This window comes from Variovorax sp. CF313, from assembly GCF_000282635.1.
Taxonomy (GTDB): domain Bacteria; phylum Pseudomonadota; class Gammaproteobacteria; order Burkholderiales; family Burkholderiaceae_C; genus Variovorax.
On record NZ_AKIW01000027.1, the window covers coordinates 90324 to 107754 of the forward strand.

20 protein-coding genes are annotated in these 17431 nt (G+C 67.8%); 12 read left to right on the forward strand and 8 right to left on the reverse strand.

Features of this window, described 5'->3' with window-relative positions; all coding sequences use genetic code 11:
* Positions 1–43: 43 nt before the first annotated feature.
* From PMI12_RS09120 to PMI12_RS09135, 4 genes are all read left to right on the forward strand, one after another.
* Positions 44–1126 (forward strand): AI-2E family transporter, encoded by a 1083-nt coding sequence (locus PMI12_RS09120; protein WP_007831328.1) that lies wholly within the window; start codon positions 44–46, stop codon positions 1124–1126.
* 119 nt (positions 1127–1245) lie between these two features.
* Entirely contained in the window at positions 1246–1818 is a 573-nt protein-coding gene (locus PMI12_RS09125) for a cysteine hydrolase family protein (RefSeq protein WP_007831329.1), read from the forward strand.
* A complete protein-coding gene (locus PMI12_RS09130) occupies positions 1815–2435 on the forward strand; it encodes a DJ-1/PfpI family protein (protein ID WP_007831331.1) in 621 nt (206 codons plus the stop codon). The genes PMI12_RS09125 and PMI12_RS09130 overlap by 4 nt, the downstream gene beginning before the upstream one ends.
* The gene (locus tag PMI12_RS09135) at positions 2399–3400 is read left to right on the forward strand and encodes a GlxA family transcriptional regulator (protein ID WP_007831333.1); all 1002 of its coding nucleotides are present in this window, start codon (positions 2399–2401) and stop codon (positions 3398–3400) included. The genes PMI12_RS09130 and PMI12_RS09135 overlap by 37 nt, the downstream gene beginning before the upstream one ends.
* Positions 3401–3429: 29 nt before the next feature.
* On the opposite strand, the gene PMI12_RS09140 is transcribed toward PMI12_RS09135, so the two are convergent.
* The 7 genes from PMI12_RS09140 to murJ all read right to left on the reverse strand — a co-directional run bounded on the left by PMI12_RS09140 (position 3430) and on the right by murJ (position 10331).
* Positions 3430–5037, reverse strand: a complete 1608-nt coding sequence (locus PMI12_RS09140; protein WP_007831334.1) for a M14 family metallopeptidase — start codon at positions 5035–5037, stop codon at positions 3430–3432.
* Between the two features lie 47 nt (positions 5038–5084).
* Complete coding sequence (locus tag PMI12_RS09145) at positions 5085–6383, reverse strand: RNA polymerase sigma factor (RefSeq protein WP_007831335.1); 1299 nt, start codon at positions 6381–6383, stop codon at positions 5085–5087.
* Positions 6380–6805 carry a YciI family protein gene (locus PMI12_RS09150; RefSeq protein WP_007831336.1) on the reverse strand — a complete coding sequence of 142 codons (426 nt, stop codon included), beginning with the start codon at positions 6803–6805 and terminating at the stop codon, positions 6380–6382. Before PMI12_RS09150 ends, PMI12_RS09145 begins: the two co-directional genes overlap by 4 nt.
* Positions 6806–6847: 42 nt before the next feature.
* Complete coding sequence (locus tag PMI12_RS09155; protein ID WP_007831338.1) at positions 6848–7279, reverse strand: YciI family protein; 432 nt, start codon at positions 7277–7279, stop codon at positions 6848–6850.
* 142 nt (positions 7280–7421) lie between these two features.
* Entirely contained in the window at positions 7422–7850 is a 429-nt protein-coding gene (locus PMI12_RS09160) for a bleomycin resistance protein (RefSeq protein WP_007831340.1), read from the reverse strand.
* 1 nt (position 7851) lies between these two features.
* Positions 7852–8703 (reverse strand): SirB1 family protein, encoded by an 852-nt coding sequence (locus PMI12_RS09165; protein ID WP_007831342.1) that lies wholly within the window; start codon positions 8701–8703, stop codon positions 7852–7854.
* A 74-nt stretch (positions 8704–8777) separates the two neighbouring features.
* Entirely contained in the window at positions 8778–10331 is a 1554-nt protein-coding gene (gene murJ / locus PMI12_RS09170) for a murein biosynthesis integral membrane protein MurJ (protein ID WP_007831344.1), read from the reverse strand.
* A 119-nt stretch (positions 10332–10450) separates the two neighbouring features.
* Here murJ and rpsT point away from each other — a divergent pair, with 119 nt between their 5' ends.
* Complete coding sequence (rpsT, locus tag PMI12_RS09175; RefSeq protein WP_007831346.1) at positions 10451–10765, forward strand: 30S ribosomal protein S20; 315 nt, start codon at positions 10451–10453, stop codon at positions 10763–10765.
* A gap of 147 nt (positions 10766–10912) precedes the next feature.
* Here rpsT and PMI12_RS09180 read toward each other — a convergent pair whose 3' ends face one another.
* A complete protein-coding gene (locus PMI12_RS09180) occupies positions 10913–11236 on the reverse strand; it encodes a DUF3579 domain-containing protein (protein ID WP_007831348.1) in 324 nt (107 codons plus the stop codon).
* Between the two features lie 161 nt (positions 11237–11397).
* Here PMI12_RS09180 and PMI12_RS09185 point away from each other — a divergent pair, with 161 nt between their 5' ends.
* The 7 genes from PMI12_RS09185 to kynA all read left to right on the forward strand — a co-directional run bounded on the left by PMI12_RS09185 (position 11398) and on the right by kynA (position 17375).
* The gene (locus PMI12_RS09185) at positions 11398–12606 is read left to right on the forward strand and encodes an aspartate aminotransferase family protein (protein ID WP_007831350.1); all 1209 of its coding nucleotides are present in this window, start codon (positions 11398–11400) and stop codon (positions 12604–12606) included.
* The gene (gene argF / locus PMI12_RS09190; RefSeq protein ID WP_007831352.1) at positions 12603–13568 is read left to right on the forward strand and encodes an ornithine carbamoyltransferase; all 966 of its coding nucleotides are present in this window, start codon (positions 12603–12605) and stop codon (positions 13566–13568) included. Before PMI12_RS09185 ends, argF begins: the two co-directional genes overlap by 4 nt.
* 124 nt (positions 13569–13692) lie before the next feature.
* A complete protein-coding gene (locus PMI12_RS09195) occupies positions 13693–14007 on the forward strand; it encodes a YkgJ family cysteine cluster protein (RefSeq protein ID WP_007831354.1) in 315 nt (104 codons plus the stop codon).
* A gap of 74 nt (positions 14008–14081) precedes the next feature.
* Positions 14082–14735, forward strand: a complete 654-nt coding sequence (gene kynB, locus PMI12_RS09200) for an arylformamidase (RefSeq protein ID WP_007831356.1) — start codon at positions 14082–14084, stop codon at positions 14733–14735.
* Between the two features lie 10 nt (positions 14736–14745).
* Positions 14746–16023 carry a kynureninase gene (gene kynU / locus PMI12_RS09205; RefSeq protein ID WP_042673085.1) on the forward strand — a complete coding sequence of 426 codons (1278 nt, stop codon included), beginning with the start codon at positions 14746–14748 and terminating at the stop codon, positions 16021–16023.
* 13 nt (positions 16024–16036) lie between these two features.
* Positions 16037–16522, forward strand: a complete 486-nt coding sequence (locus PMI12_RS09210) for a hypothetical protein (protein WP_007831359.1) — start codon at positions 16037–16039, stop codon at positions 16520–16522.
* A gap of 16 nt (positions 16523–16538) precedes the next feature.
* Complete coding sequence (gene kynA / locus PMI12_RS09215; RefSeq protein ID WP_007831360.1) at positions 16539–17375, forward strand: tryptophan 2,3-dioxygenase; 837 nt, start codon at positions 16539–16541, stop codon at positions 17373–17375.
* Positions 17376–17431 lie beyond the last annotated feature (56 nt).

A 17431-nucleotide genomic window follows, 5' to 3' on the forward strand; every position in this document is an offset into this window, starting at 1 on the left:
CCGCACCTTCCACTTTCCCGAACAGAGCGCCTGACACCCCCGGATGGCCAAGAAGCCGCAACCCGTCACCACCGCCGTTCCGACGGTCCCCATCCACCGCGCCACGGCCTCGCGCGGCGTGACGATCGCAAGCTACCTGCTGATGCTGGGAACGCTGATGCTGGTGATGTGGGAGCACCTGCTGCCAGGATTGCTCTGCGTATGCATCGGCTTCCTGGCCACGCGGTGGTTCGCGCGGCTGCTGGCTGGCGACACGCGGCGCAATCCGGCCCCCAGCCAGCGCACCGACGGCTGGGCCCGCGTGCTGGCTGTCGTCGTCGTGCTGGTGGGGCCGATTGCGCTGATCACGCTGCTGCTGTCGCAGGCCCGCGAATACATCGTCGACGCGCCCGACCAGTACCGCGAGCTGCTCGACTACACGGCGCGCACGGTGCTCGAGCTGCGCTCCAAGCTGCCGGTCGAGATCGCGGTCTACCTGCCCGAGGGCGCCGCCGAAATCCAGCGCGTGATCGCCAACTACCTGCGCGCGCAGGCCGGTTCGCTCGCCGTGGCCGGGCGGGCCTGGCTGCACGGCATCCTGTTTTCGTACGTGGGCCTGATCGTGGGCAGCCTGGCCGCCGTGTCGCACGCGCCGCTGCGCCGGATGCCGCTGGCCGAGCAGCTGCACCAGCGCGTGCAGACCTTCGGCGAGGCCTTCGGCCAGATCGTGGCGGCCCAGTTCTGGATTGCGGCCTTCAACACGCTGCTGACCGCCATCTTCCTGCTGTTCGTCATGCCGCTGTGGGGCGCGCACCTGCCGTACACGCCGGCGCTCATCACCCTCACCTTCCTGGCCGGACTGGTGCCGATCGTGGGCAACCTGGTCTGCAACTCGGTGATCACGCTGGTGGGCCTCTCGGTGTCGCCGGTCACGGCGCTGGCCTGCCTGATCTTCCTGATCGTGATCCACAAGGCCGAGTACGTCATCAACGCCAAGGTGGTCGGCGCGCGCACGCAGATGAGCGTGTGGGAGCTGCTGGCCGTGATGTTCGTGGCCGAGGCGGTGTTCGGGCCGGCCGGGCTGGTGGCGGCGCCGCTGTACTACGCGTACCTGAAGAAAGAGCTGCAGGCGGCGGCGCTGGTCTGAAAAGACGGTACCCGGCGATGTCCTGATCTGATCGATTCTGGTCCGCTCCCGAACGGACCCTGGGCTGGCAACGCACAAGAATAGGCGCATCATTCATTCCGCCCTTGCGAGCCACCGCCATGAAAACCTGTCTGATTGTGATTGACGCCCAGGCGTCGTTTCGCCAGCGCCCCTACTGGGACGAACGCCAGGCCGCTCCCTACCTCGCCGCGCAGAACACGCTCATCGCAGGCTGCGCCGCTGCCGGCACGCCGATCGTGCGGGTCTTCCACGTCGACGAACCGGCCGACGCAAGCAATCCCTTCGCGGTCGAATCGGGCCACATCCGGCCCATAGAAGGCCTGGCTGATTTCGAGGCCGCGGCCACCTTCACCAAGCACCGCCACAGCGCGCTGGTCAACAGCGGACTGGACATCTGGCTCACGCAGAACGGCATCGGCCGGCTCATCGTGAGCGGCATCCGCTCCGAGCAATGCTGCGAAACCACCACACGCCATGCCTCGGACCTGGGCTGGGAAATCGACTACGTGACCGACGCCACCCTGACCTTCGACATGACCCAGCCCGACGGCCGGCCGCTGGCCGCCGCCGACATCAAGGCGCGCACCGCCACCGTGCTGCACGGCCGGTTCGCGACGGTCTGCAGCGTGGCGCAGGCGCTGGAACGCGCCGGCGCGGAGGCAAGCGCATGAGCCTGCGCGTGCTGATCCTGGCCTACGACGGCGTCGAAGCACTCGACTTTGCCGGTCCCTTCGAGGTGTTCACCACCGCCAGCCGCGTCAGCCAACGGATGCAGCCCGGCACGGCCGCGCCGTTCGAGGTGGCCCCGGTCGCACAGGCATCGCCCGTGCAGGCGCGCGCGGGCCTTCGCCTGCTGGCCGACCAAACGCTCGAAGGCAGCCCGAAAGCCGACGTATTGATCGTTCCCGGCGGCGTGGTCGATGTGCCGATGGCCAGCCCCGACACCTTGCGCTGGATCGCGAAAAGCGCAGCCGGCGCGCAGCTCGTGGCATCGGTCTGCACCGGCGCCTTCCTGCTCGCGAAGAGCGGCGTGGTCACGCACCAAGCAGTCACCACGCACTGGGAAGACATCGCCGACCTGCGCGCGCAGTTTCCGCGACTCGACGTGCGCGAAGGCGTGCGCTGGGTCGACAGCGGCCGCATCGTCAGCTCGGCCGGCATCAGCGCGGGCATAGACATGAGCCTGCACCTGGTCGAACGCCTGGCCGGACGCGAACTGGCCGAGCGCACCGCGCGCCAGATGGACTACGCATGGACCCACAACAGCAGCAACAGCCCATCCGCGTAGTCTTCGCGCTCCTGCCCGGCAGCCTGGTGCTCGACTGGGCCGGGCCGGCCGAGGCCCTGCGCATCGCCAACCAGCGGCTGCGCGCAACGGGCCAGCCTGAGCGCTTCACGCTCGAGTTCGCGAGCCCCCGGCCCGATTCCCTCAGCTCGGTCGGCGTTGCGCTCACCGGGCTGGCGTCGCTGCCCACGCGGTGGGACGGCCCGGCCTGGGTGGTGCTGGTCGGCCTGCCCGGGAACAGCATCGCCATCGACAATCCCGAGGCGCAAGACCTGTTGCACTGGCTGCGCGGCCTGCGCTTCGAGCGCAGCCGGCTGGAGCTGGTGACGATCTGCGCCGGCGCCGTGCTTGCGGCGCATGCCGGCGCGCTCGCGGGCCGACGCGCCACCACACACCACCATCACCTGGACGAACTGCGCACGGTGGAGCCACGCTGCGACGTGGTGGCCAACCGCGTCTTCGTGATCGACCCACCGCTCTACAGCAGCGCGGGCGTCACGACCGGCATCGACCTCGTGCTGCACCGCATCGGCGAGATTTGCGGCGAAGCCCTCGCGGCCCAGGTGGCGCAGACCATGGTGGTAGCGCTGCGGCGCGGCCCGAACGATCCGGAGCTGTCGCCCTTTCTCGCCTACCGCAACCATCTGCATGCCGCGCTGCACCGGGTGCAGGACGCGGTCAGCGAACAGCCTCAGGCCGAGTGGAGCGTGCCGCGCATGGCGGAGGTGGCGCACACCTCGGCGCGGCATCTCACGCGCCTGTTCGTCGAGCATGCGGGCGTGGCGCCGCTGGCGTACCTGCGCCGGCTGCGGCTGGCGGCCGCGCAACTGGCGCTGGCCTCGGGTGCGAACGTCACGCGAGCGGCGGAACTGTCGGGCTTCGGCTCCGATACGCAGTTGCGTCGCGCGTGGCACCAGTTCGGCTTGCCGGGTTCGCCGTCCGAGGCGAATACGCCGCTGAAAACCTGACGGGTGTTCGGGCTGCGCCCCGGGGGCGCTCAGTGCCAGACGCCCGCAGGCGCGGGGCCGGTCACGCGCAGCAGCTTGTCGTCGCCGATCTCCAGCAGGCGGTTGGCCGCATAGCTGTTCTGCGAATCGGGCTCCAGCGCGACGCTGACCAAGGGCGACAGCGGCTGCGCCAGCGACACATAGAAGCTGCCCGGCGGCATCACGGCACGCCCCATCCTTGGCCGCACGCGGAAGGCGCGGATCGCCTCGCCGTCCTCGATGGCGCCGCGCGCGTCCTGGCGCCGGCCGTCGCTCTGCGACAGGATCTCGTAGCGCTCGACCTGCCACGGCGCGGCGCTGTCGATGCGCTCGACGCGCACGCCCAGCATCTGCAGGCGCTGCACGGCCACCGTTTCACTGGCCGCCAGCAGATAGCCGCACGGCCGCGGGCGCGCATTGGCGACCTTCAGCGGCTCGGCCGCGCGCCACTCGACGTCGACCGCCTTTTCTTCCCCGCTCTTCTCGTCGAGAAAGTCCAGGCGCTGGCGCGTCGTCGTCTGCCAGGCCTCGACCACGAGGTCTCCGTGGCAGGCGTCGGCCTTGGCGCGCTGGCCGGCCTGCGCGGTGAGCTGCATCAGCGCCGGGCCCTGGCGCGCCGCCGTCTCGATGACGGTGGTGGCGGCCAGCACCTGCGTGTACACGCGACGGGCGAAATGCGCGCGGCCCAGCCCCACGCCCCGCACTTCCAGCAGCAGGCTCACGGCCTGATGCAGGCCGCTCACATTGCGGCCGGTGTCGGGCTGCACACCGCCCATCGAGACGGTGCGGTCGGCGCTCTTGCCGCCAGAAGTGGTGTGGTACTTGAAGCCCTGCAGCCCCGCCTGCGTGAACGCAGCCTGGATGGCGTCGACGTAGTCGCGCTGCGCGCTCGCGGCAATGGCGGCATCCAGGTTGCCCACGGTGGCGGGCTGCAGCAGGCCGTCGTACTTCATGACCGCGCCGAACTTGTCGATCCAGCGACCGCCGACGGTGAACTCGTGCAGGTCGAGCACCACCTGCGGCCGAAAGCGCAGGGTGGCGGCCGCGATCGAGCGGGCCTCGGGCGTGCGCAGCAACAGGTGGTCGCGATTCACGTCGATGCCGTTGGCGGTGACGCGGGTGAAGTGCTCCGCGCCGTCAGGGTTGCCGCGCGGCAGCAGCACGAGGTTCACCTTCTGCAGCAGCGCCGCGCCCGGCCCGCTGGCGAACTGCTGCGCCAGGGCCAGCACCGCTTCGCCGCCGGCTGGCTCGTTGCCGTGTTGCTGGCCGATCACCATGACAGTGGGCCGCGCAGGATCGACGCGACCCTGGTCGGCAAGCAGCACCAGAGGCATCTCGCGCCCCTGTTGCGACACGCCCAGGCGTTCGACGCGCACGTTCGGCGACTGGCGCGCCAGGTCATCGAGAAAGGCCAGCACCTCGGCGTGCGAAGCGAAATCGGTGCGGCCGGCGCGAAAGCCCGGCGTGGCGTAGCTCACGGGCGGATCGGGAAAGCGCGCCGCGATGGCCGGCGGTTCGACCCACACCTTGGCAGGATCGAACTGGGCACAGGCCGATGCGGCCGACAGCAAGGTCAGGCCAAGGATGCACAGGAAACGGAAGGCAGGGGTGCGGCGCATGGCGCGCATTTTCCTCTCGCCCAGGCTGCCGCAGCTTCAGCAACCGTTCAGTTCAGGGTGCACGCCCGCGCACGTGCCAGCAGGAGCGCCCGTTCGCGCGTGTTGCGGGTGAGCGAAGCCGCGCGATCGAATTCCTTGCGCGCCTCGTCGCGGCGGCCGAGCTTGAAGAGCAGGTCGCCGCGCACGGTCGGCAGCAGGTGGTAGCCCTGCAGTGCCGGCTCGCCCGTGAGCGCGTCCACAACCTCCAGCCCCGCGGCCGGCCCGAACGCCATCGACAGCGCCACCGCACGGTTGAGTTCGACGATGGGCGACGGCGTGAGCTCGGCCAGCGCGTCGTAGAGCGCGGCGATGCGGCCCCAGTCGGTTTCGTCGGCGGTGCGCGCGCGGCCGTGGCAGGCGGCGATGGCCGCCTGCAGCGCATAGGGGCCGAGCGCGCCGCCGAGCGACTCGGCGCGCGTGAGCGCCGCGAGGCCGCGGCGGATCAGCATCTGGTCCCAGCGCGCCCGGTTCTGTTCGAGCAGCAGCACCGGTTCGCCCGAGGCACCCACACGCGCGGCGGTGCGGGAGGCCTGGATTTCCATCAGCGCCACGAGGCCGTGCACTTCGGATTCGCCGGGCACCAGCTCGGCCACGATGCGGCCCAGGCGCATCGCTTCGTCGCACAGCGCCGGACGCATCCAGTCGTCGCCGGCGGTGGCCGAATAGCCTTCGTTGAAGATCAGATAGAGCACTTCGAGCACCGAGGCGAGCCGTGCCCCGAGCTCGTGCCGGCGCGGCACCTCGAAAGGCACGCGCGCCTCGGCCAGGGTGCGCTTGGCGCGCACGATGCGCTGCGCCACGGTGGCTTCGGGCACGAGGAAGGCGCGAGCGATCTCGCCGGTGGTGAGGCCGCCCATCAGCCGCAGCGTGAGCGCCACGCGCGCCTCGGTCGACAGCACCGGGTGACAGGCGGTGAACACCAGGCGCAGCAGGTCGTCGCCGATGTCGTCGTCGAGCGCGGCATCGACCGCTTCGGCGAAATCGTCCTGCGCCATGTCGTGCCGGGCGTCGAGTTCGCGGCCGATCTCGCCGGCCTTGCGTTCGGCCAGCTGCAGGTGGCGCAGGCGGTCGAGGGCGCGGCGCTTGGCCACTGCCGTGAGCCAGGCCGCCGGGTTGTCGGGCACGCCCGATTCGCTCCATTGCTCGAGGGCCGAGACCAGCGCGTCCTGGGCCAGCTCTTCGGCCAGCCCCACGTCGCGCACCATGCGCGCGACAGTGGCGATGATCTTCGCGGACTCGATGCGCCATACCGCCTCGATGGTGCGGCGGATGGCGCCGGTGTCCGCGCGGCCCTCGCCGTGGCTCATGCGCCGGTCTTCTTCACCGTCTGCATCGACGTGAATTCGGTGGCCACGGCCTGCACGTCGGCCGGGAAGTCGCCGATCTCCTGGATCTGGCGCACCTCGATGACCTCGTTGTCGCCGCCCGGGCAGCGGCTGGCCCATTCGATGGCGGCGGCGCGCGAGGGCACGTCGATGATCCAGAAGCCGCCGAGCACTTCCTTCGCCTCGGCAAAGGGGCCGTCGACCACGGTGGGCTTGCGGTCCTTGAAGCTCACTCGCGCGCCCATCGAGGGGGGATGCAGGCCGTCGCAGCTGATCAGCACGCCGGCTTTCTGCAGCGACTCGTTGTAGGCCATCATGGCCGACACCGCCTCGACGTCGTCGGGCATGGTGCCGGGCGCGGCGGTTTCGTAGCCGTGGGGAATCATCAGCAGCATGAATCGCATGGCAGTCTCCTTCGGTCCGGTTGCGTTGTGCTGGCGGCCGCTTCAGCCGCCGGCCTTGGCGCGGGCTTCAGTCTCGGCCCGCAGGCGGTCTTCCTGGGCGAGCAGCTCGGGCGTCATCGAGTCGCCGAAATCGGCCGCCTCGAACACCTGGCGGATCTCGATCTCGCCTTCCTGGAACGGGCTGCGCTTGATCCATTCGATGGCTTCTTCCTTCGACTTGACCTGGAACAGCCAGAAGCCGGCCAGCAGTTCTTTGGTTTCGGCAAACGGTCCGTCGATGACGGTGCGCTTGGTCGGGCCCTCGAAGCGTACGCGCACGCCCTTGGAGCTGGGGTGCAGCCCTTCGCCGGCCAGCAGCACGCCGGCCTTGACTAGTTCCTCGTTGAACTTGCCCATGGCGGTGAGGATTTCGGTGCTGGGCATCACGCCGGCTTCGGAATCGGCGTTGGCCTTGACCAGAATCATGAATCGCATGTCGTTTCTCCTGAAGGTTAATGAGCTTGGGAGCGGCTCGATGGAATTTGCCTGCTCCTGTTCACACGTCGGACGAGCGGAAGACGGATCGACACGCTCGCGTCGATCTATTTGTAATTTTGTGCTTCAGAAATTCGAGGCTTCAGGGCAGGTAGCCGCAGAAGCGCAACACATGCCCGTCGGGCTCGCGGATCGCGAATTCGCGCAGGCCCCAAGGCTGGGAGACCGGCGGCTCGATGATCGTCACGCCGCGCTTCACGTAAGCGGCATGCAGCCCGTCGATGTCCTTGCCCACGTGGATCACGATTTCGCCGCGCCAAGGTTTGGCCTCGCGCGCGTTGCACTGCCACAGCCGCAGGTAGACCGGGTCGCCGTAGCTGCGGTCGCCCTTCTTCACGCGGGCGTAGCTGGGCGGCTCTCCCGCGATGAAATCGAGCTCGAAGCCCAGCACATCGCGAAACCAGCGCGCGGCGCGCGAGACATCCGACACCGGCAGCACCGGCTGAACGCCATGGAATTCATGCAGGGTGCCCAGATCGGGCGCCGGGCTCACACCGGCCTTCGCGTCCATTTCAATTGGCCGTGCGGCGAAGGGTGGCGACGCGCTCGGCAATCGCGTCGATGTCGAGGGCGTCCTCGGCCTTAGCCAGGTAGGTTTCCAGGTCGCGCACGGCCTGCGTCGTGTTGCCCTGTTCGGCGTGCGCGACGCCGCGGTCGCGGTACTCGCCCCAGGCGCTGGGCAGCAGCGCGATCAGGCGGTCCTGCACGGCGATGACGCGCTGCCAGTCTTCCTGCGCGTGATGCACTTCCTTCAGGTTGCGCAGCATGCGGGCGATGATTTCGCGCGGACTGGCAGGCTGCAGGTACAGGCCCAGCGGCACGTCGAAATCGCCGACGAGGCCGTTGCTGCGCTTGTAGGGCTCGAGCCGCTCGCCCAGTTCCTCGCGCGACAGCGACTTGCCGGTGAAGGGATCGATCACCACCTGCCCCTTGGGCAGCGTCACCTTGAGCATGAAATGCCCCGGAAAGCCGATGCCGCGCGCCTGCAGGCCCAGGCCCTGCGCCAGCTCCATCCACAGCACGGCCAGCGAGATCGGAATGCCGCGGCGGGTGCGCAGCACGGCGTTCAGGTAGCTGTTGTCGGGGTCGTAGTAGTCGTTGACGTTGCCGCCGAAGCTCAAGTCGTTGAAGAAGAACTGGTTCAGGGCGCGCAGGCGGGCCAGTGGCGCGGCGTCGGCCGGCAGGCGGCGCTTGAGGCGGGCGAGAAGTTGGTCGACATCGCCCAGCACCTGCTGCACATCGAGTTCGGGGTATTCGTCCTGCGCCAGGCTGGCGGCCGCTTCGAGCAGCGGAAAGTGATCGTCGCTGCAGACCAGCGATTCGAAATACTCCAGTGCGGTGGGAACCTGAAAGCTGAACGTCATGTGTCTTTGTAGAGGAGCCCGCCAGGGGCGTCAAGGCGGGACACGTGCGGATTGCGGCGCCTGCGCGCGGGGGTTCAGCGGCGAACGAAGCTGCGCAGCCGCACACCCACCGCCGCCAGCACGGCGAAATAGAGCAGCGCGGCGCCGGCGATCAGCGCGGCGAGCAGGCCGATGCGCAGCAGGCGCTGGTCGCGCAGGGCGATCCAGTCGAAATGCGCCGAGCCCCAGGCCAGCAGGCCCGCCAGCATCAGCGTGCCGGCCAGCACCTGCAGCGCGAACCTGCCCCAGCCCGGCTCGGGCTTGTAGCTGCCGCGGCGAATCAGGCCGACCAGCAGCCAGGTCGAATTGACCAGCGCGCCGATGGCGATGGTCAGGGTCAGCGCTGCGTGCTGCAGCACCGGCACCAGAAAGATGTTGAGGATCTGCGTCAGCACCAGCACGCCCACGGCGATGAGCATCGGCGTGCGCGTGTCGTGCTTGGCGTAGTAGCCGGGCGCCAGCACCTTCACAGCCACGATGCCGACCAGCCCGACGCCGTAGCCCATCAGCGCCAGGGTGGTGCGGCCCACGTCCTCTCCCGAGTAGGCGCCGTTGTGGAAGAGCACCGCCACCAGCGGTTTTGCGAACAGCAGCAAGGCGACGGCGCACGGCGCCGACAGCAGCACTACGAGGCGCAGGCCCCAGTCGAGCAGCGAGGAATAGCGCGCGTCGTCCTTGGCGGCGCGGGCGCCGGCCAGCTGCGGCATCAGCACCACGCCGAGGGCGACGCCGAGCATCGCGGTGGGAAACTCCATCAGCCGGTCGGCGTTGGTGATCCAGGTGACGCTGCCCACCGCCAGGTGGGAGGCGATCTGCGTGTTGATGAGCAGCGATATCTGCGCAACGCTCACGCCCAGCAGCGCGGGCAGCATCAGCCTGAGCACCTTGCGCGTGTTCGGGTCGGTCCAGGCGGTGCGCAGCGCCCGAAGGCTGGTTCCCACGCGCGGCATCAGCCCCAGCTTGCGCAGTGCCGGCATCTGCAGCGCAAGCTGCAGCACGCCGCCCACCATCACGCCCACGCACTGTGCGTAGATCGGCTCGATGCCCCAGTGCCGGAAAAGCGGCGCCCCGACCAGAATCGACAGGATCAGCGCCACGTTGAGCAGCACCGGCGAGGCCGCCGGCACCGCGAACTTGCGCCAGGTGTTGAGAATGCCGCCCGCCAGCGCCACCAGCGACATGAAGCCGATGTACGGGAACATCCAACGCGTCATGACGATGGCGGCGTCGAAGCCGGGCAGCCCGCTGGCCATGGCCCAGACCAGCAGGGGCGCGCCGGCCACGCCTACCACGCAGACGATCAGCAGCGTCCAGGTCAACAGCGTGGCGACGTGGTCGATGAGCTGCCTGGCGCCCTCCTCCCCGGCTTCGGCCTTGCGCGCGGCCAGCACCGGCACGAAGGCCTGGCTGAAGGCGCCTTCGCCGAAGACCCGCCGGAACAGGTTGGGGATGCGGAATGCGACGTTGAACGCGTCGGTCAGCGCGCTGACGCCGAAAACCGAGGCAAACAGCACGTCGCGCACGAGGCCCGTGATCCGCGAGGCGAGGGTCAGCAGGGAGACGGTGGAGGCGGATTTGAGCAGGGACACGGGGGCCGAGTGTAGGGCCCGCCAACCCCCTGAAACGGGCCGATTCGGCGGAAAAGGCAACCCGGCCTATAATCGAGGGCTTTGCTGCATCATCCTCAGACACCTAAGGAACATTAAATATGGCATCCGCCAAGCCCAAGAAGAAGAACCCGCGCCTCGCCTCCGGCCGTAAGCGCGTCCGCCAGGACACCAAGCTCAACGCTGCGAACACCTCGCTGCGCTCCAAATACCGTACCGCTGTCAAGAACGTCGAAAAGGCTGTTCTGGCTGGCGACAAGACCAAGGCAAGCGAACTGTTCGCGAAGGCCCAGAGCATCGTCGACACCGTCGCCGACAAGGGCATCTTCCACAAGAACAAGGCCGCCCGCGACAAGAGCCGCCTGTCGGCCAAGGTCAAGGCCCTCGCCCTGGCGCCTGAAAAGGCCGCCGCCTGACACCTGTCAGGCAAGCCCGGATCGGAATCCTCCGGTCCGCCGTTTGATCGGGGTGCGCTGCAGCAAAGTGTAAAAAACCGCCTTCGGGCGGTTTTTTCATGCCCGGCTGGTTCATGAAGCCAGGGGACGGACAAGAAAAAAGGCCGGTCAGGCCTTTGGGGGTGGGGTGTCGGGAACCAGACAGGCTTCGGCGACCTGCAGATCGTTGTCCTTGGCGAAATTCACACAGAAGTCCCAAGCCATGGGCTCGGCGTCGCGCAGCGCTCGGTTCACGACCACGCACTTCACGCCGTTGATGGTCGTCGGCACGCACCAGGGCGAATAGCTCAGGTAGCTGCCCGGAAAGGCGCCGCCGGGGCGAAAAGAGCTCATGACGCCGGCCAGGCGCTCGGCCCAATCGCTCGGGCGAAAGGTCCGGCCATCCTTGGTAATTCCCTGGATGAAGATTTCTTTGGCAGTGGAGGAAATCATCGTTGAATGAGGCGACCGGAGCAGGTGCTGCGGTGCAGCAAGCGATTCTATCCGCGGCCCTTTTTGCATCCTGAACACGGGGCATTGCTGTAATGCGCAATCCTCAACGAAGCCGTCAAACCGCACGCCTAGAATCCGCGTTCCCTATCTGGAGAACCCGAATGAGCGCTACCGCCCAGCCCACCTCGCCCCACGTCATGAACACCTACGGTCGCCTGCCGATCGCGCTGTCGCACGGCCAGGGCTGCCGAGTCTGGGACACCACGGGCAAGGCCTATATCGACGGCCTCGGCGGTATCGCAGTGAACACCCTGGGCCACAACCACCCCGAGCTGGTGCCCGCCCTGCAGGACCAGCTGACCAAGCTGATCCACAGTTCCAACTACTACCACGTGACCGGCCAGGAGCAGCTCGCCACCAAGCTGACCGAAATCTCGGGCCTCACCAACGCGTTCTTCTGCTGCACGGGTCTCGAAGCCAACGAAGCCGCATTGAAGCTGGCCCGCAAGTTCGGCCATGACAAGGGCATCGAGCGTCCCGAGATCGTCGTCTACGAAGCCGCCTTCCACGGCCGCAGCATCGCCACCCTCTCGGCCACCGGCAATCCCAAGGTGCAGGCCGGCTTCGGCCCGCTGGTCGAGGGCTTCATCCGCGTGCCGCTGAACGACATCGAGGCACTGAAGAAGGCCACCGAAGGCAACCCCAATGTTGTGGCCGTGTTCTTCGAAACCATTCAGGGCGAAGGCGGCATCAACCCGATGCGCTGGGAATACCTGAAGCAGGTGCGCGCCCTGTGCGACGAGCGCGACTGGCTCATGATGATCGACGAGGTGCAGTGCGGCATGGGCCGCACCGGCAAATGGTTCGCCCACCAGTGGGCGGGCATCAAGCCCGACGTCATGCCGCTGGCCAAGGGCCTGGGCTCGGGCGTGCCGATCGGCGCCGTGGTGGCCGGCCCCAAGGCCGCCAACATCTTCGGGCCCGGCAACCACGGCACCACATTCGGGGGCAACCCGCTCGCGATGCGCGCCGGCATCGAGACCATCCGCATCATGGAAGAGCACCAGCTGCTCGAGAACGCTGCCACCGTGGGCGCCCACCTGAAGGCCGCGCTGGAGCGCGAAATCGGCGGCCTGCCGGGCGTGAAGGAAATCCGCGGACAGGGCCTGATGCTCGGCATCGAGCTCGACCGCCCCTGCGGCGTGATCCTGAACCGCGCCTGCGACGCCGGCCTCCTGCTGAGCGTGACGGCCGACAAGGTGATCCGCCTCGTGCCGCCGCTCATCCTGACCACGGCCGAAGCCGACGAGATCGTCGCCATCCTCGCGCCGATCGTGAAAACCTTCCTGTCGGAGCCTGCAGCGCAATGACGACCGCCGCCACCCCCAACGCCATCCGCCACTACCTGCAGTTCTCGGACTTCACGGCCGACGAATATGCCTACCTCTTCGATCGCATGGCGATCATCAAGAAGAAGTTCAAGACCTACGAGAAGCACCAGCCGCTGGTCGATCGCACGCTGGCCATGATCTTCGAGAAGGCCAGCACGCGCACCCGCGTGAGCTTCGAGGCCGGCATGTACCAGCTCGGCGGCAGCGTGGTGCACCTGACCACCGGCGACAGCCAGCTCGGCCGCGCCGAGCCCATCGAGGACAGCGCCAAGGTCATCAGCCGCATGGTCGACCTCGTGATGATCCGCACGTACGAGCAGACCAAGATCGACGCCTTCGCCGCGCACTCGCGCGTTCCGGTCATCAACGGCCTGACCAACGAATTCCACCCCTGCCAGATCCTCGCGGACATCTTCACCTACATCGAGCACCGCGGTTCGCGCGACGCCGGCGGCGACGCACTTTCCTGCCTCAAGGGCAAGACCGTGGCCTGGGTCGGCGACGGCAACAACATGGCCAACACCTGGCTGCAGGCGGCCGAGATCCTGGGCTTCACGGTGCACGTGAGCACGCCCAGCGGCTACGAGGTCGACCAGTCGATCGCGGGCATTCGCTCGGGCGACAGCTACAAGGTCTTCCAGGACCCGATGGAAGCCTGCCGCGGCGCCGACCTCGTCACCACCGACGTCTGGACCAGCATGGGCTACGAGGCCGAGAACGAGGCGCGCCGCAAGGCCTTTGCCGACTGGTGCGTCGACGAGGACATGATGCGCATCGCGCAGCCCGACGCCCTCTTCATGCACTGCCTGCCCGCGCACCGCGGCGAGGAAGTGCAGGCCGAAGTGATCGACGGGCCGCAGTCGGTGGTGTGGGACGAGGCCGAGAACCGGCTGCATGCGCAGAAGGCGCTGATGGAGTTCCTGCTCCTCGGCAAGTTATAGGCACTCCCCCAGGCTCCGCGCACTTCGTGTCGCTTCGCCATCCCCCTCGCCGGGGGCAACACCTGCGGCCCGGCAAAGCCGGTTCCGCGGTGTTCCTGAGACAGATCGTCAACTGGGCCTTGCCATGAATGACTGCCAGCAATGCGGCGCCTGCTGCGCCAGCTACCGCGTCGACTTCAGCGTCCATGAGCTCGACGACAACGGCGGCAGCGTGCCTTCCGGCCTCGCGGTCGAGGTGAACGACGCCATCTGCCGCATGCGCGGCACCGACCACACGCCCATGCGCTGCGCAGCGCTCACCGGCAAGATCGGCCAGGCCGTGGGTTGCGGCATCTACGAATGGCGCCCCAATCCGTGCCACGAGCTGCAGGCCGGCAGCGACGCCTGCGAGCGGGCGCGCGCCCGGCACGGACTGCCCGCGCTGTCGCCGCTTCATTGACGGCTTCAACTCGTCACATAAGGTGTTGGAAATAACCGACACCACGACCGCTCGCCGGGCGCTAACTTCGCGCCATGCGTTCAAAGCAACCCCGCCCCCGAATCTGGGACATCTCGCCGCCCGTGCATGAAGGCACGCCGGTGTTTCCCGGCGATACGCCCTACCAGCAGCGCTGGGCAGCGACCATCTCGCCGGACTGCCCGGTGAACGTCAGCGAGATCAAGCTCTCGCCCCACGTCGGCGCGCACGCCGATGCGCCGCTGCACTACGACCCCGCAGGCCAGACCATCGGCAACGTCGACCTCACGCCCTTCCTCGGCCCCTGCCGCGTGATTCATGCGATCGACAAGGGCCCGCTGATCGAATGGGAGCACATCTCCCACGCCGTCGACAGCAACCTGCCGCAGCGCGTGCTGGTGCGCACCTACACCGCCATGCCGGTGGACCGATGGGACCCTCGGCTTGCCGCCTACGCCCCCGCCACCGTCGAGCGCCTCGCGGCCATGGGCGTGAAGCTCATCGGCATCGACACCGCCAGCATCGACCCGGCCGACAGCAAGACGCTGGACAGCCACCAACGCATCCGCCGCCTCGACCTGCGCGTGCTCGAGAACCTCGTGCTCGACGACGTGCCCGAAGGCGACTACGAACTCATCGCGCTGCCGCTCAAGCTGGTCAGCGCCGATGCATCCCCCGTTCGCGCGGTCCTGCGCGAACTCCCCCGCTGAAACCTCCAACATGACGACCCTTGCAGACTGCCGCGCGCTCGACGCGCAAGACCCGCTGCGCGCCTTGCGCGACCAATTCACCATTCCCGAGGACGTGCTCTACCTCGACGGCAACTCGCTCGGCGTGATGCCCACGGCCGCCGCGGCGCGCATCGCCGAAGTCGTGACGAAGGAATGGGGCGAAGGCCTGATCCGCTCGTGGAACACCGCAAGCTGGTTCGACCTGCCGCAACGCCTGGGTGACAAGGTAGCCCGACTGATCGGCGCCGCGCCCGGCGAAGTGGTGTGCACCGACAGCACCTCGGTCAATCTCTACAAGGTGCTGTTCGCTGCGCTGTCGCAGCACAAGGACAGTGGCCGAAAGCTGGTGGTGAGCGAACGCAGCAACTTTCCGACCGACCTCTACATCGCCGAGTCGCTGTGCCGCGAACGCGGCTTCACGCTCAAGCTGATCGATGCGAGCGAACTGCCGGACGTTCTGACCGACGAAGTGGCCGTGCTGATGCTGACGCACGTGAACTACCGCACCGGCGCCATGCACGACATGAAAGCCGTCACCGCCGCCGCGCACGCCGCGGGCGCGCTCACGGTGTGGGACCTCGCGCACAGCGCGGGCGCGGTGCCGGTCGCGCTCAACGAGAGCAACGCCGACTACGCGATCGGCTGCGGCTACAAGTACCTCAACGGCGGCCCCGGCGCACCGGCCTTCGCATGGGTGCACACGAAGCATGCGGGCCAGTTCGAGCAGCCGCTGTCGGGCTGGTGGGGCCACGCGGCGCCCTTCGAGTTCACGCCGCACTATCGCCCGGCCCCAGGCGTCGGGCGGTACCTCTGCGGCACGCAGCCGATCATCGCGCTCGCGGGCCTGGAATGCGGTCTCGACACCGTGCTCGCGGCCGAAGCCTTCAACGGCGATCACGGCGCGATGGCAGCGCTGCGCACGAAGTCGCTCGCGCTGACCGATCTCTTCATCAAGCTGGTGGAAGAACGCTGCGCCGGCCAGGGCCTCTCGCTCATCACCCCACGCGATCACGCCCAACGCGGCTCGCAGGTCTGCCTGAGCCGTGAAGAAGGCGCCTACGCCATCGTGCAGGCGCTGATCGCGCGCGGCGTCATCGGCGACTACCGCGCCGGCGACTCGCAGATGCCCGACATCCTGCGCTTCGGCTTCACGCCGCTGTACATCGGCTTCGAGGACGTGTGGAACTCGGTCGAGCACCTCGTGCAGGTGCTCGAGACGGGCGAGTGGAAGCGCGAAGAGTTCAACCGCAAGAACGCCGTCACCTGAGCGGCGCCGCATCATGAAACACGCATTGCTCGCTCTTTCCGCCGCGCTGCTGATGGCGGCAGCCCCCGCCCTTGCACAGCAGCCGAACTTCACGCTGCCGCAACTGAAGGCCTTCGTCGTCCTGTCGCCCGACGCCTTCCGCCAGGAGATCAGGCGCCAGGGCTTCTCGTATGCCGACAAGACCGTGACCGACGAGGTCAGCATGATCGAGTACGAGAAGTTCGTCGACGGCCAGACCACGCATCTCATGAAGTCCACCTATGTGGAAAGCCGCGGCAGCGAGAACAGCATCCAGCTCTCGCTGACCGACAAGGCCGCCTTCGATCGCCTCGTGAAGGAAGTGCGCAACGCCGGCTACGCACCGGCCGAGAAAGGCCGCATCCCGGGCGGCGAAACCTACCAGCAGTTCAAGCGCAAGGACGAAGCCGTGCGCTTCGTCTACCCCAGGAAAGAGTCCGGCATGGGCCTCCCCTCCTACACCGCCGTGGTCTGGCGATGACCAACCAGCAAACATCATGAGCACCGAAAAAATCGTACACGAAGAAAAGGCGCAACTGGATTTCAGCAAGTCCATGAGCTACGGCGACTACCTGCACCTCGACGAGATCCTCAACGCCCAGCACCCGCTATCGCCCGCGCACGACGAGATGCTGTTCATCGTGCAACACCAGACCAGCGAACTCTGGATGAAGCTCATGCTGCACGAGTTGCGCGCGGCCATCGGCTGCATCGCCGACGAGAAGCTGGCCGACGCCTTCAAGATGCTCGCGCGCGTGAGCCGCATCATGGAACAGCTGGTGAGCGCATGGACCGTGCTCTCGACCATGACGCCGCCCGAGTACACGGCGATGCGCCCCTACCTCGCCAACTCCAGCGGCTTCCAGAGCGCGCAGTACCGCTGCATCGAGTTCGCGCTCGGCAACAAGAACGCCGCCATGCTCAAGCCGCACGCGCACCGTGCCGACCTGCTCGCGCAGGTCGAGGCGGCCTATCGCGCCCCCTCCCTGTACGACGAGTCGCTTCGCCTGCTGGCGCGCCGCGGCCTTCCTGTGCCCGCCGACCGGCTGGAACGCGACTGGACCCAGCCCTACGAGGCGAGCGACGGCGTCGAAGCCGCGTGGCTCACGGTCTACCGGAACCCGCACGATCACTGGGACCTGTACCAGCTCGGCGAAAAGCTCACCGACCTCGAAGATGCATTCCGCCTCTGGCGCTTCCGCCACGTGACGACGGTGGAGCGTGTGATCGGCTTCAAGCGCGGCACCGGCGGCACGGGCGGCGTGAGCTACCTGCGCAAGATGCTCGACGTGGTGCTGTTTCCCGAGATCTGGAAGCTGCGCACCGATCTGTAGGCGCACAAGCCACGCAAACGCCCTAATAAAGCTGGGGTGGTCCGGATTGCTCCGCT

Excerpts from the sequence above, each read along its gene's own strand:
- PMI12_RS09120 (WP_007831328.1), top strand. The coding sequence starts at position 44 with ATGGCCAAGAAGCCGCAACCCGTCACCACCGCCGTTCCGACGGTCCCC.
- PMI12_RS09125 (WP_007831329.1), top strand. The coding sequence starts at position 1,246 with ATGAAAACCTGTCTGATTGTGATTGACGCCCAGGCGTCGTTTCGCCAG.
- PMI12_RS09130 (WP_007831331.1), top strand. The coding sequence starts at position 1,815 with ATGAGCCTGCGCGTGCTGATCCTGGCCTACGACGGCGTCGAAGCACTC.
- PMI12_RS09135 (WP_007831333.1), top strand. The coding sequence starts at position 2,399 with ATGGACCCACAACAGCAGCAACAGCCCATCCGCGTAGTCTTCGCGCTC.
- PMI12_RS09140 (WP_007831334.1), bottom strand. The coding sequence starts at position 5,037 with ATGCGCCGCACCCCTGCCTTCCGTTTCCTGTGCATCCTTGGCCTGACC.
- PMI12_RS09145 (WP_007831335.1), bottom strand. The coding sequence starts at position 6,383 with ATGAGCCACGGCGAGGGCCGCGCGGACACCGGCGCCATCCGCCGCACC.
- PMI12_RS09150 (WP_007831336.1), bottom strand. The coding sequence starts at position 6,805 with ATGCGATTCATGCTGCTGATGATTCCCCACGGCTACGAAACCGCCGCG.
- PMI12_RS09155 (WP_007831338.1), bottom strand. The coding sequence starts at position 7,279 with ATGCGATTCATGATTCTGGTCAAGGCCAACGCCGATTCCGAAGCCGGC.
- PMI12_RS09160 (WP_007831340.1), bottom strand. The coding sequence starts at position 7,850 with ATGGACGCGAAGGCCGGTGTGAGCCCGGCGCCCGATCTGGGCACCCTG.
- PMI12_RS09165 (WP_007831342.1), bottom strand. The coding sequence starts at position 8,703 with ATGACGTTCAGCTTTCAGGTTCCCACCGCACTGGAGTATTTCGAATCG.
- rpsT (WP_007831346.1), top strand. The coding sequence starts at position 10,451 with ATGGCATCCGCCAAGCCCAAGAAGAAGAACCCGCGCCTCGCCTCCGGC.
- PMI12_RS09180 (WP_007831348.1), bottom strand. The coding sequence starts at position 11,236 with ATGATTTCCTCCACTGCCAAAGAAATCTTCATCCAGGGAATTACCAAG.
- PMI12_RS09185 (WP_007831350.1), top strand. The coding sequence starts at position 11,398 with ATGAGCGCTACCGCCCAGCCCACCTCGCCCCACGTCATGAACACCTAC.
- argF (WP_007831352.1), top strand. The coding sequence starts at position 12,603 with ATGACGACCGCCGCCACCCCCAACGCCATCCGCCACTACCTGCAGTTC.
- PMI12_RS09195 (WP_007831354.1), top strand. The coding sequence starts at position 13,693 with ATGAATGACTGCCAGCAATGCGGCGCCTGCTGCGCCAGCTACCGCGTC.
- kynB (WP_007831356.1), top strand. The coding sequence starts at position 14,082 with ATGCGTTCAAAGCAACCCCGCCCCCGAATCTGGGACATCTCGCCGCCC.
- kynU (WP_042673085.1), top strand. The coding sequence starts at position 14,746 with ATGACGACCCTTGCAGACTGCCGCGCGCTCGACGCGCAAGACCCGCTG.
- PMI12_RS09210 (WP_007831359.1), top strand. The coding sequence starts at position 16,037 with ATGAAACACGCATTGCTCGCTCTTTCCGCCGCGCTGCTGATGGCGGCA.
- kynA (WP_007831360.1), top strand. The coding sequence starts at position 16,539 with ATGAGCACCGAAAAAATCGTACACGAAGAAAAGGCGCAACTGGATTTC.